This is a genomic window from Agromyces sp. Y558 (assembly GCF_059445415.1).
This window is the reverse complement of the sequence record NZ_JCAIUH010000001.1, coordinates 2,139,427-2,152,093: the sequence shown is the minus strand read 5'-3', so window position 1 is coordinate 2,152,093 and position 12,667 is coordinate 2,139,427. Positions and strand designations below refer to the sequence as shown.

At 65.5% G+C, this 12,667-nt stretch carries 12 protein-coding genes; 7 read left to right on the top strand and 5 right to left on the bottom strand.

What is annotated here, in order from left to right; translation table 11 throughout:
• The first annotated feature begins 114 nt into the window (after positions 1 to 114).
• Positions 115 to 1,407, top strand: coding sequence for a nucleotide sugar dehydrogenase (locus tag AC1C2T_RS10080; protein WP_495385176.1), 1,293 nt, complete (start codon positions 115 to 117; stop codon positions 1,405 to 1,407).
• A 21-nt stretch (positions 1,408 to 1,428) separates the two neighbouring features.
• Here AC1C2T_RS10080 and AC1C2T_RS10075 read toward each other — a convergent pair whose 3' ends face one another.
• Positions 1,429 to 1,779: a DUF2304 domain-containing protein gene (locus AC1C2T_RS10075; RefSeq protein ID WP_495362414.1), complete on the bottom strand. Its 351-nt coding sequence runs from the start codon at positions 1,777 to 1,779 to the stop codon at positions 1,429 to 1,431.
• A 3-nt stretch (positions 1,780 to 1,782) separates the two neighbouring features.
• Entirely contained in the window at positions 1,783 to 2,493 is a 711-nt protein-coding gene (locus AC1C2T_RS10070) for a glycosyltransferase family 2 protein (protein WP_495385175.1), read from the bottom strand.
• Between the two features lie 72 nt (positions 2,494 to 2,565).
• On the opposite strand from AC1C2T_RS10070, the gene AC1C2T_RS10065 reads away from it, so the two are divergent.
• From AC1C2T_RS10065 to AC1C2T_RS10040, 6 genes are all read left to right on the top strand, one after another.
• Positions 2,566 to 3,177 carry an acyltransferase gene (locus AC1C2T_RS10065; protein WP_495362412.1) on the top strand — a complete coding sequence of 204 codons (612 nt, stop codon included), beginning with the start codon at positions 2,566 to 2,568 and terminating at the stop codon, positions 3,175 to 3,177.
• Positions 3,167 to 4,267, top strand: a complete 1,101-nt coding sequence (locus tag AC1C2T_RS10060) for a DegT/DnrJ/EryC1/StrS family aminotransferase (RefSeq protein ID WP_495385174.1) — start codon at positions 3,167 to 3,169, stop codon at positions 4,265 to 4,267. The genes AC1C2T_RS10065 and AC1C2T_RS10060 overlap by 11 nt, the downstream gene beginning before the upstream one ends.
• On the top strand, positions 4,267 to 5,253 hold the full coding sequence (locus AC1C2T_RS10055; protein WP_495385173.1) for a Gfo/Idh/MocA family oxidoreductase: 987 nt from the start codon (positions 4,267 to 4,269) through the stop codon (positions 5,251 to 5,253). The genes AC1C2T_RS10060 and AC1C2T_RS10055 overlap by 1 nt, the downstream gene beginning before the upstream one ends.
• A gap of 2 nt (positions 5,254 to 5,255) precedes the next feature.
• Entirely contained in the window at positions 5,256 to 6,407 is a 1,152-nt protein-coding gene (locus AC1C2T_RS10050; protein ID WP_495385172.1) for a glycosyltransferase family 4 protein, read from the top strand.
• 204 nt (positions 6,408 to 6,611) lie between these two features.
• Positions 6,612 to 7,814 carry a glycosyltransferase family protein gene (locus AC1C2T_RS10045; protein ID WP_495385171.1) on the top strand — a complete coding sequence of 401 codons (1,203 nt, stop codon included), beginning with the start codon at positions 6,612 to 6,614 and terminating at the stop codon, positions 7,812 to 7,814.
• Positions 7,811 to 9,601: an ABC transporter ATP-binding protein gene (locus AC1C2T_RS10040; protein WP_495362407.1), complete on the top strand. Its 1,791-nt coding sequence runs from the start codon at positions 7,811 to 7,813 to the stop codon at positions 9,599 to 9,601. Before AC1C2T_RS10045 ends, AC1C2T_RS10040 begins: the two co-directional genes overlap by 4 nt.
• Positions 9,602 to 9,634: 33 nt before the next feature.
• Here AC1C2T_RS10040 and AC1C2T_RS10035 read toward each other — a convergent pair whose 3' ends face one another.
• From AC1C2T_RS10035 to AC1C2T_RS10025, 3 genes are all read right to left on the bottom strand, one after another.
• Entirely contained in the window at positions 9,635 to 10,516 is an 882-nt protein-coding gene (locus AC1C2T_RS10035) for a TDP-N-acetylfucosamine:lipid II N-acetylfucosaminyltransferase family protein (protein WP_495362406.1), read from the bottom strand.
• 233 nt (positions 10,517 to 10,749) lie between these two features.
• Positions 10,750 to 11,415, bottom strand: coding sequence for an acetyltransferase (locus AC1C2T_RS10030; RefSeq protein WP_495362405.1), 666 nt, complete (start codon positions 11,413 to 11,415; stop codon positions 10,750 to 10,752).
• On the bottom strand, positions 11,412 to 12,551 hold the full coding sequence (locus tag AC1C2T_RS10025) for a DegT/DnrJ/EryC1/StrS family aminotransferase (protein ID WP_495362404.1): 1,140 nt from the start codon (positions 12,549 to 12,551) through the stop codon (positions 11,412 to 11,414). The genes AC1C2T_RS10030 and AC1C2T_RS10025 overlap by 4 nt, the downstream gene beginning before the upstream one ends.
• Between the last annotated feature and the right edge of the window lie 116 nt (positions 12,552 to 12,667).

Genomic DNA, 12,667 nt, shown 5'->3' with positions numbered 1-12,667 from the left:
AAAGCATACGGTTCGGGTGGCAGGCCATCAGCGGAACCCGCGGTGCCACCCTCAACTAGACTGGGTCGTCGCGCCACACGGCGCGACGGGAATGAATGAGGAGAACGCGAACGCATGAGAATCGCCGTCGTCGCACTGGGAAAGATCGGCCTTCCACTCGCTGTGCAGTTCGCATCGAAGGGCCATCAGGTCATCGGCGTCGACGTCAACGCTGCGACCGTCGATCTCATCAACCGGGGTATCGTGCCGTTCCCCGGTGAGGCGCACCTCGACGAGATGCTGACGCAGGCCGTCTCGGCCGGCACGCTGCGCGCGACGACCGAGTACGCCGAGGCGATCCCCGATGCCGACGCCGTGGTGCTCGTCGTGCCACTGTTCGTCGATGACGAAGCACGACCCGACTTCGCCTGGATGGATGCCGCGACCCGTTCGCTCGCCGAGCACCTCGCTCCGGGCACACTGGTGTCGTTCGAGACCACGCTGCCGGTCGGCACCACGAGATCCCGCTGGAAGCCGATGCTCGAAGAAGTATCGGGCCTCACCGAGGGCGTCGACTTCCACCTCGTCTTCTCGCCGGAGCGCGTGCTCACGGGCCGGGTCTTCGCGGACCTGCGAAAGTATCCGAAGCTCATCGGCGGGCTGAGCCCAGAGGGCGCGACTCGCGCTGTGGAGTTCTACGAGCAGGTACTCGACTTCGACGAACGCGACGACCTGACGAAGCCGAACGGCGTCTGGGACCTCGGTTCGGCCGAGGCTGCTGAGCTGGCGAAGCTGGCCGAGACGACGTACCGCGACGTCAACATCGGCCTGGCAAATCAGTTCGCTCGTTTCGCCGAGACCGCCGGCATCGACATCTACGAGGTCATCGAGGCCTCGAACTCCCAGCCATTCAGCCACATCCACCGCCCCGGCATCGCGGTCGGCGGGCACTGCATCCCCGTGTATCCGCGCCTGTACCTCTGGAACGACCCGCACGCGACGATCGTCAGCGCGGCCCGCGCAGCAAACGCCGACATGCCGAACCACGCGGTCGCGATGCTCGACGGCGCTCTCGGCGACCTGCGCGATCTCCGCGTCGTCGTACTCGGTGCCGCATACCGCGGCGGAGTGAAGGAGACAGCGTTCTCAGGGGTCTTCCCGCTCGTCGAGGGTCTTCGCGCGCGCGGCGCTCACGTGCTCGTTCACGATCCCCTGTACACGGCCAGCGAGCTCGAGGGCCTCGGATTCCAGCCGTACGCGTTCGGCACAGAAGTGGATGCGGCGATCATCCACACCGATCACGCCGACTACCGCGCTCTGACACCGGCCGATCTCCCCGGCATCCGGGCGCTCATCGACGGTCGCCGCGTGACGGACGCCGCGGCATGGGAGGGCGTCATCCACCGCGTCATCGGCCGACCGGCCTGAGCGAAGTCTGCCGACCGAAGCTCACTTCAGGTCGCGCGTCGCATCGTCGACTTCGGCGCGAGCGAGCGTGATCTCCCGCGCGAGCTGGGTGAGCTTGCGGTTCATCACGACATTGCGCCGGTATGCGCTCGCCACCGTCACGAGGAATGCGAGCACGAGGGCGTACAGCAGAAGATCGGAGCCGCGGCCGACGCCGATGAGGTTCGCGAGCCAGGTGAGCCATTGCGGAAAAATGATCGACACGATCGCGACGATCACGAAGCCGAGCATGAACAGCCTGCGCAGGGCGAGGTGACTGTCGCCGCCGGCTGGACGCGCAAGGAAGATGCCGACCACGATCACGCCGGCAACGAGAAGGATCTGGATCCACATGAGCTACCGAACCAGCAGGTCGACGAGGATGTTCACAGAGTTCAGCACGGATTGGCCCTTCGCCTTGGAATAGTCGGTGTAGAGCAACTCGACCGGGTACTCCCGCCACGGCAACTTCGTGCGCCCGAGCTTCAGCACGATCTCTGTCGCGTGCGCCATCCGATCCTGGTTCAGCTCGATCATCCGCACCGCGTCGCCTCGGATGACCCGCAGACCGTTGTGCGCGTCGGTCAGCCGCAACCCGGTCGTGAGGTTCGTGACCCAGACCGCCGTCTTGAGGATCACGCGCTTGACGATGCCAGGATCGGTGCGAGCGTCGAGGAATCGCGACCCGAACACGATGGCCAGGTCCTCGGCTTTCGCGAGGTCGAGCATCTCGAGCACGTCTTCGAGCCGGTGCTGACCGTCGGCATCGAACGTCACGACCCAGTGTGCCTCAGGCTTCGTCGCGACGTAGGCGAATCCGGTCTGGAGGGCTGCGCCCTGGCCGAGATTGATGGGGTGGTGCAGCACGCGGGCTCCGGCGGCAGCTGCAACAGCGGCGCTGCCATCGGTGCTGCCGTCGTCGATGCAGATGACGTGGTCGAAGGAGGCGAGGAGGCCACGCACGACGTCGCCGATGACGGATGCCTCGTTGTAGAGCGGAACCACGAGCCACGTGTCTTCCGCGTGCCGTCGGGGGTTCGCGGCCGGCGGCGTCGGAGATGGCTGCATACGTCCATTCTTGCAGAACGCGGTACGCTGATCGGCAGTGCCTCGTACGGCCGTACCCCCCAGGAGCATCATTTGAACACGAGATCCGGCGTGCGGATCGTCGACTCAGCCGACGTCGCCGACGACACGAAGATCGGCGAGGGCAGTTCGATCTGGCACCTTGCGCAGGTGCGCGAGGGTGCAGTCCTCGGAGCGCATTGCGTCATCGGCCGCGGCGCCTACATCGGCACCGGCGTCACGCTCGGCGACAACTGCAAGGTGCAGAACTATGCTCTCGTCTACGAGCCGGCGACGCTCGCTGACGGCGTCTTCATCGGTCCAGGTGTCGTGCTCACGAACGACACCTATCCTCGTGCGGTGAACCCCGACGGGAGCCTCAAGAGCGCCGATGACTGGGAGCACGTCGGCGTTGACATCGCGACCGGGGCATCCGTCGGAGCTCGCGCTGTCTGCATCGCCCCCGTGCGCATCGGAGCGTGGTCGACGGTCGCGGCAGGGTCAGTGGTGACCCGCGACGTGCCCGACTTCGCCCTCGTCGCCGGTGTCCCTGCTCGCCGTATCGGATGGGTCGGGCGCTCGGGCCGTCGCCTCGAGGAGTCCGACGGCATGTGGATCTGCCCTGACACGAACTCGCGCTATGTCGAGCGCGATGGAAGCCTCTTGGAGCTGAACGATGACGAATGAATTCATTCCCCCGGCGAGACCGATCATCGGTGGCGAAGAACGCGCAGCAGTCGATCGTGTGATGCGCAGCGGCATGGTCGCGCAAGGTCCCGAGGTCGCGGCGTTCGAAGAGGAGTTCTCACGCCACTTCGTCCAGGGACTCCCGACGGTCGCCGTCAACTCCGGCACCTCCGGCCTGCATCTGGGCCTCCTCGCCGCGGGTATCGGCCCCGGCGACGAGGTCATCGTGCCGTCGTTCACGTTCGCCGCCACCGGCAACTCGGTCGCGCTCACGGGCGCCACGCCCGTGTTCGCCGACATCGAGCCCGCAACGTTCTCGCTCGATCCCGCGTCGGTCGAGGCATCCATCACGCCGCGCACCAAGGCGATCATGCCGGTGCATCTCTACGGCCACCCCGCCAAGATGGCAGAACTCGGTGCGATTGCCGAGAAGCACGGGCTCATGATCATCGAAGACGCCGCCCAGGCGCATGGGGCGTCGCTCGGCGGTCGCCCGGTCGGCACGTTCGGGCGCTTCGCGATGTTCAGCCTCTACCCGACGAAGAACATGACGAGCGGCGAGGGCGGCATGGTCACGACCGACACGCCCGAGCTCGCGCGCCAGGTACGGCTGTTGCGCAACCAGGGCATGGAGCGGCAGTACGAGAACGAGGTCATCGGCTTCAACGCCCGCATGACCGACATCCACGCGGCGATTGGTCGCGTGCAGCTGACCAAGGTGAATGCCTGGACCGAACAGCGCCGCGGGAACGCCGCCTTCCTCGACGCGAACCTCGAAGGCGTCGTCGTGCCGCCCGTCGCAGAGGGTGCCGTGCACGTCTACCACCAGTACACGATCCGGGTCATCGACGATCGTGACGGGTTCGTCGCAGCTCTCAAGAACGAGCACCAGGTCGGCAGCGGTGTGTACTACCCGATCCCCAATCACCGACTCCCGTCGCTTGCACCGTACGCGCCGGGACTCGAGCTGCCCGAGACCGAGATCGCGGCGCGCGAGGTCGTGTCGCTGCCGGTGCATCCATCGCTCAGCGATCGCGATCTCGATCGGATTGTGAACGCTGTGAATACCCTCGCAGGAGCAGGCGCCTGATGGCCGCGCTGCGCGCCGGCCTCCTCGGCGTCGGCATGATGGGGCGGCACCACGCCCGCGTGCTGCGCGAGGTCGACGGTGTCGAGCTCGTCGCGATCGCCGACCCGGGTGGAGATCCGCACGGCGTCGCAGGCGAACTCCCGATTCTTCCCGATATCGACGCATTGATCGAGGCGGGCATTGACATCGCGGTGGTCGCGGTGCCGACGCGATTCCACGAGGACGCTGCGCTGAAGCTCGCGACCGCCGGCGTGCATACCCTCGTCGAGAAACCGATCGCGCACTCGATCGAAGCCGGTCAGCACATGGTGGATGCATTCGCGAACGCCGGCCTCGTAGGCGCCGTCGGACATATCGAACGCTTCAACCCGGCGCTGCAGGAGTTGCGACGCCGGATCGAGGCCGGAGACGTCGGCGAGGTGTATCAGATCGCGACGCGCCGGCAGGGTCCGTTCCCGTCACGGATCGCCGATGTCGGTGTCGCCAAAGACCTGGCGTCGCACGACGTCGATCTCACGGCGTGGGTCGCGCAGAGCTCGTACGCGACGATCTGGGCTCAGACGACGTTCAAGAGCGGCCGCGAGCACGAAGACATGATCGCGATGACCGGTCGCCTCCAGAACGGAGTCATCGTCAATCACCTCGTGAACTGGTTGAGCCCCATGAAGGAACGGGTCACGATCGTCACGGGTGAGAAGGGTGCCTTCGTCGCCGACACGTCGACGGGCGACCTCACGTTCTACGCGAACGGCACGATTCCGGTCGAATGGGAGTCCATGACCGTCTTCCGAGGCGTCTCCGAGGGAAATGTGACCCGCTACGCCTTTCCGAAGCGCGAACCGCTTCGCGTCGAGCACGAGGCGTTCCGCGATGCGGTGCTCGGCAAGCCGAGCGATGTCGTCACGATGGAGCAGGGTCTGCGCACGCTCGCGGTCGTCGAGTCCGCCCTCGATGCGGCACGCGCCGCGGATTCCCTCGCCCTCTAGCGATGCGCATTTCGCTCGTCACTCGCATCTTCGTCCCCGAGCCCGCGGCCGCCTCGTTCCGTCTCGCTGCATTGGCACGATCACTCGGGAACGGCGGCGACGAGGTTCTCGTGCTCACGACGCTGGCACCACCCGCGTTGCGGGCGGTGCGGGCACCTGTCGTCCACGGAATCCGCGTGCGCCGTGCTCGAGTGCTCCGTGATCGAAGCGGGAACGTTCGTGGATATCTGCAGTACCTGAGCTTCGACGTGCCCGCGTTCTTCCGTGTGCTGTTCTCTCGACGTGCCGATTCGGTCGTCGTCGAGCCACCACCCACGACCGGGTTCTTCGTACGGATCGCGTGCGCACTCCGCCGCACCCCATACGTCTACTACGCCGCCGATATCTGGTCGGATGGGGCTGAGTCGACGAACGCGCCACGCTTCGTCATCGCGGCGGTGCGGTGGCTTGAGCGGCGGGCCCTGCGCGGCGCTTCCGCGGTGATCGCAGTCACCGACGGCGTTGCAGAGAAGGTGCGTTCGCTGGCGCCCGGGGCACGCGTGACCGTGGTACCCAACGGAATAGACACCGATGTCTTCACCCCTGACGGCGAACGTCTGGACGACGCGCCGTGGGGCGTCTACGCCGGCACGACGAGCGAATGGCAGGGTGCGGACATCTTCATCCGCGCGATGCCCCAGGTACTGGACGCCCTGCCCGACGCCTCGATCGCGTTCGTGGGACAGGGAAGCGCCTGGGCCGCACTACGGGAGCTCGCGGCCGAAATAGCGCCCGACGCGGTGCGCTTCATCGACCCGGTACCGCCCGCGCAAGCTGCGATCTGGCTGCGATCGGCCCGGGCGGGCCTTGTGAGCCTCAAGCCCGGACAGGGCTACGACTTCGCCTTGCCGACCAAGGTGTACGCCTCGACGGCGTGCGGTACGCCTGTGGTGTTCGCGGGCGTCGGCGCGGGCGCCGACTTGGTCGAGCGCACGGGCATCGGCCGACGAGCCGCGTACAACGTCGACGCCACTGCAGCCGCGATGATCGACGCGTTCCGCGATCGCGACTCCCGCGCAGTGGAGCGCGTGGCGGAGTGGACGCGCATCAATGCATCACAGTCCGCACGGGCCGCCGAGGCGGCCATGGTCGTGCGCGAGGCAGGTTCGCGGTGAGCGGTGCTCGCGAACGGCGTGCCTCACGGGTCCGGGCGCCCGGCGGTCGCTGATCGGCCCCGTCCACAATGGCGCAGCATCTTGCCGTTCGTCTCTGACCTCCGGGGACTCCAGTGTTCAGAGTTCTCGCGATCGTGCCGGATAGAATCGGTGGATGCCCACCACAGCGGTGCAATGTCCTATCGGTTGGAAGGTGAGGGGTGCGTGACCAGCCCTACTGAGGCGCGCGTCGCGCTGGTCCTCTCCTACTCCGACATCGAGTCCGACCCTCGGGTTCGGCGCCAGATCGACTGGCTCGCCGGCGACGGCTGGACCATCGACACGGTCGGGCTGGGGAGCCGTCCATCTCCACGCGTGCGAGACCACTTCTCCCTCTCTGCCGCATCGCGATGGGCCACCACCCGTGCGGGAGTACTTCTCGCCCACTTCTCTCTCACCCCGCGGCATCGGTTCCGATTGCAATTCACGAACCGCGTCGACGATGAAGCGCTCGCGCGACTTCGCACCGGCGAGTACGGCCTCGTCGTCTTCAACGAAACGGAGTTCCTGCCGTGGGTGTCCGATCGGCGAATCTTCACGCCCGAGGCCATGCGCGCCAAGATCCATCTCGACCTGCACGAGTACCACAACCCGCTGGTGCGACGACAGACTCTCGGCGCCCGCCTCACGGGCAGCCACTACCGATGGGTGCGACGGCACATCGGCCATTCGGCGTTCACAAGTCGTTCGGTGGTCAATGAGCCCATCGGGCAGTTGTATGTTGAGGAGTTCGGCATCCAAGCGCCCGTTCCGAGCCGCAACATGCCGCCCTATGAGCAGCTGACACCCAGCCCCGTGGATTCGGGAGAGATCCGGCTGCTCTTCCACGGCCTCGCCGCGTGGCAGCGTGGGTTCACCGAGATCCTTGAGGCGATGCGCGCCCTGCCGGAACGATTCACCATGACGTTCATGCTCGTGCCGAATCTCCGTGTCGTCGAGGAACTGCAAGCGTTGATCGACGCGCATCCGGCTCGGGATCGCATACGAATTGTGCCCCCCGCGCCTATGCGCGAGATCGCCCGTTCGATCAATGATTTCGATCTGGAGATCATCTTCTATCGGCCGCTGGCCCCGAACCTCGAGTTCGCGCTTCCGAACAAGTTCTTCGAGGCTGTGCAAGGTCGACTCGGTGTTGTCGTGGGCGAGAGCCCCGCGATGGCCGCGGTCGTCCGCGAGTTCGGCAACGGAGTCGTCGTGTCCGGGTTCGAGGCATCGGACCTAGCCGAAACCCTGGTTGCGCTCACTAGCGACGACATCGCAGGCTTCAAGACAGAAGCGAATAACGCTGCGCGCGACCTCAACTCCGAATCAGAGGGCCGCGCGTTCCTCACTGCGGTCGGCATGGACGCTGTCGAGGAGCTGTCGTGAAGACGAACTTGCAGCTGTACCGCGAGGTCCTTTCGATCCTTCCGTCGAAGGCGCGGAAGTTTCTACTCGTCTACGCGATTCTCCAGGGCGCGCTCGCAATCATCGACGCCGCCGCACTCGGACTGCTCGCGCTGGTGCTCTCGCCCCTCATCAGCGGAAGTCCCGTCGAGCTCCCAGTATTCGGCAGCGTTTCGGGCAGCGGCGCGTTCGTTCCGATCATCGTCGTGTGCGCCCTCATCGTGCTCAAGGGAGTGCTCGCGCTCATCCTCTATTGGGTCGCCACTCGACGTTTCTCGGCATACGAACTGGAGCTCGGATCTCGAGTGTTCGCCGGATTCGTCAGCTCACCATGGATCGATCGGCTCAAGCGCAATTCTTCCGATCTCGTCCGGATAACCGACTCCAGCGTATCCACGACGATCTCCGGATTCACGCTTCCCGGAGCCTCGCTCATCGGCGAGGCGTTGAACTTCCTTACGCTTCTTGCAGTGTTGGCAATCGCGCAGCCCGCCATCGGTGTGATCACACTCGTCTATCTCGGTCTCATCGGTATCTTCCTCAACTTCCAGATCTCACGTCGCACCAGGCAAGCGGGGCTGGTTGCCCTCCGCTACTCGCTGCGCTCATCGCGGCTCATCACGGAGATGATCGGTGCGCTCAAAGAGGTGACGCTGCGTGGGAAGACGGAGGATGTCGCGAAGGTCGTGCGCGAGAACAGGCGGCACTCAACCCACGCGCGCGCCAACGCCCAGTTCCTCGGCCAGGTGCCCCGATACGTTCTCGAGACGGCGATCATCGGGGGAATCGTGTTGGTGGGAGTCGTCGGCTTTGCGACGGGTGGTATCGGCGGAGCCACCGCGGCAGTGGCACTGTTCGGTCTCGCTGGCTTTCGCATGGCGCCATCGATCGTTCGATTCCAGGGTGTCCTCTCACAACTGAACGTCAGCGCACCACACGCTCAGGCGGTCGTCGACGAGGTTCGGAGGTCGGACACCGTGAATGCGCTGCTCAGCGGCCGCGATTCGCGACCGTTGCCCGAGAATCCGTCTGTCATCCGCTTCGATCGAGTGAGCTTCGAGTACGACGCTGGTGCCGAACCCGCCGTGCATGAAATCAGCATCGAGATCCCCTTCGGCTCCAGCGTGGCGTTCGTGGGTGCTTCGGGTTCGGGCAAGTCGACCATGGTGGATCTGATCCTGGGACTGATCGAACCGACTTCGGGCGGCGTGTTCGTCGACGACATCTCGCTCACGTCGCTGACTTCGGCGTGGCGCTCCCGCGTTGCGTACGTGCCGCAGGAGGTGTCGCTGTTCGACGCCACGGTTGCACAGAACGTCGCATTGACCTGGTCGTCAGACTTCGACGAGCAGCGCGTGCGTCAAGCACTGAGCCGTGCACACATGCTCGAGACGATCAACGCACGGGTCGGCGGGATCAGCGGGTCGATCGGAGAGCGCGGCCTTGCGCTCTCCGGTGGGCAGCGTCAGCGGATCGGCATCGCACGGGCGCTGTACGTCGACCCCCTCGTGCTGGTATTGGATGAGGCCACCAGCGCCCTCGACACCGCGACCGAGGCCGCCGTTACTCGGTCGATCGCGGAATTGCGCGGTTCAACGACGACCATCACCGTCGCCCACCGCCTTGCAACGATCAAGGCAGCGGATCGGATCTTCTTCATGAGCGGTGGCCGGGTCGCGGCACAGGGCACGTTCGCGGAGTTGGTGGCGAACGTCCCGGAGTTCGCACTCCAGGCAACGCTGGCCGGCCTCGCCGTAGTTCGAGAGTGAATTCCGGTCAGCCGAGACCGCCGGCACGAGAAGTTATACCGATGCGATAAGCGACTCGATGTTGGCGATCACGCTGGTTCTGCCCCAGAAGTCCTGAAGCACGCGTCGATTGCCCTCCAGCTGTTCGCCCGCCACCCGGCTGCTGGGAAGCCCCTCGGCAACGAGCTCTTCCAGCGTCCCGACCGCTGCACCGCGGTTCCGGAGAAACGACATCAACGTGTTCCGTTCATCGAGGAACACGTGCGCACCGCTCCAGAGTGCGCTGGCGACGTTCCCGATGCCCTGCTGGCGCCGATGCCCCATGATGACGATGCTGCATCGCGCGACGATCTCTTGGTACTCCTCGAGCGGGAGGAACTCTCGCATCGGCACGAAGTCCGACCCCAACAGCTCAGTGCCTCGCGCTACGACCGCGTCCGCATATGCGGGGTCTCCGTAGCTCAATGGTGTGATCACTCGTCGTCCGGACACACCCAACCGCGCGAGCAGGTCGAGGACCTCGAAATGGTTGTTCGTCAGCGTCGCAGAATTGCCGATCAGAATGTCGTCGCCCGTCACCGGACGAGTTGCCGCGAAGGTATCTTCGACACTCGCGTAGTTCAACTGCGCGTACCGCCCCCGAAAGCCGGCGAAGCGACCCCTGAACACCAATAGATCGTCGGGAATCGGCGCGGAGAAGACATCTGCAGCACGCGCCGCCGCGCCGACGGGCAGACTGGAGCGAAGGTTTCGGTAGGTCCGCACGACTTTGCCCGGGAGCGAGAGCCGAGAGCGACTGTAGCGAGCCGTCATCGGCCCGAGCAACCCAGCCGTCGTGGAGAGGTTCGAACCGTAATAGTCGCCGCCCCACCCGCTCCATACTTTCAGCGTATCGCGAGGTGTCGCGGCCAGTGCGCGCGCCGCGAACGCGCCCACACTGTGGAAGATGGCGATGTCGCTCTCCTGCAGCAGGTGGGACGCGCGCGCGGCACCAGCGGCGTCCATATGCACGGCCTCGACAGTCGCGCTCTTGGGAAGTACGTGTCGCGCGATGTCCCCCTTGAGCGCGTATACGACGAACGCGTTCGCACCGGGGGCGACGTCTTCGAAGACGTCGGCGGTGAACGGTAGGAACGGTGAGTCGGGAAAGAGGTGAACAATCCGGCGGGTCATCGCAGCCCAGCCGCTCGGAGCGGGCGGGCAGGGACACCGCCGACGACGGCGCCGCTGTCGACGTCACGGACCACCGTGGCACCGGCGGCCACGAACGCGTTCGCACCGATGACGAGCGGCGTCATGGATGTCCCGTTGATGACGCTCGCGCCGATCCCGAGGAATGCCCCGTCTTCGATGATGACGTTCCCCGCGACGTGCACTCCCGGCGAAAGAATGGCGAAGTCAGCAACGCTGACGTCGTGCGAGAGTGTGCAGCCGACGTTCACAACCGCGTGCGCTCCGACGCGCACCTGGTCCGTGAGTACGCTCCCTGCACACACGACGGAGCCTTCGCCGATCCGGACGTTCGGGGCGAGCTCTGCCCTCGGATGGATCAGGGCGACCGGACGCAGGCCCATCGCCGTGAGCGCTGACGCCGCCCGTCGTCGCACTCGCGAGTCGCCGACGGCAACGACGAACCGGGCATCTGGAGGCGGACACATCTCGGTGATCACGATCACCGGGATCCCGTTGATCGGATCGCCCGCGAAACGCTCGTCATCGACGATGTGCTTCAGCTCGGCCCCCGGGAACACCTCGCGCGCGAGCCAAGCGATCTCCCGACCGTGTCCCCCGGCACCGAACAGGTATAGCCGGCTGATGTCCGTGCTCCCCGTCATGACTGCCCGATCGCAGCACGTACGATTCCCGCGACGATGCGAATCGCTTCTTCGTCGACACTGGTCCCGGTCGGAAGCACGATGACCCGCTCCGCCACGCGCTCGGTCTCGGGCAGGTTCAGGGCTGCCCCGGGATAAAGCGTGCGATACGGCTCCATGCGGTGGCATCCTGGCCAGAAATAGCGTCGCGCCAACACGTTGTTCTCGCGTAGACGTGCCAGCACGTCGCGGCGCGAGGTCGGGCACGTCTCATCGATGAGCATGACGACGTACTGGTAGTTGCTCTTGTTCTCGTTGTCGATCGCGAGCACCGAGACGCCAGGAACGCCCCGAAGCTCGCGCGTGTACGCCTCGTGGTTGCGTTTGTTCACGGCGATGACCTCGTCGATCGCGCCGAAGTTTGCGAGCCCCATCGCGGCACAGATCTCCGTCATCTTGCCGTTCGTCCCATCGGAGACGACGTCGTCCTCGCCCGCGAAACCGAAGTTCCGCATGAGCCGCGCTGTCTGCGCCACGTCGTCGTCGTCGGTGACGATCGCACCACCCTCGACGGAGTTGAAGAACTTGGTCGCGTGGAAGCTGAGCACCTCTGCGCGACCGAAGGTGCCCACCATCCGACCACCGAGAGAGACTCCGAAGGCGTGTGCGGCATCGAAGAGCAGTTCCAAGCCGAACTCATCGGCGATCGCCTCGAGCTCGACGATCGGTGCAGGGCGACCCCAGAGGTGAACGCCGATGATCCCCGTCGTCCTGGGCGTGATCAGCCGACGAACCGATTCGGGATCGAGGCAGTGAGTTTCCGGATCGACATCCGCGAACACTGGGGTGATGCCCTGCCAGTGGAGAGAGTGGGGCGTAGCGACGAACGTGAACGATGGCACGATCACCTCGCCCGACATCCCGAGTGCACGTATCGCGATCTCGAGAGCGATCGTGCCGTTGGTGATGGCGACGCAGTGCTTCACACCGAGATACGCCGCGATCCGCGACTCCAGTTCACGCACGAGAGGTCCGTCGTTCGACAGCCATTGACGTTCGAGAGCGCCCTCAACAAGCCGGAGGAAGGTCTGGGGGTCACCGATGTTCGGTCGGCCCACGTGCAAGGGCTGTGCGAAAGTGGGGTCAACGCGACTCATGCTCTCATTCAAGCACCCGCAAACCGGCAATCACGTAGCGCCCTGCCTTCGCCAGGCTGGGAACACCTCCTGCTGGGGCCGCCGCGCCGTCCTTGCTCGTGCCGATGGTCGGTGGA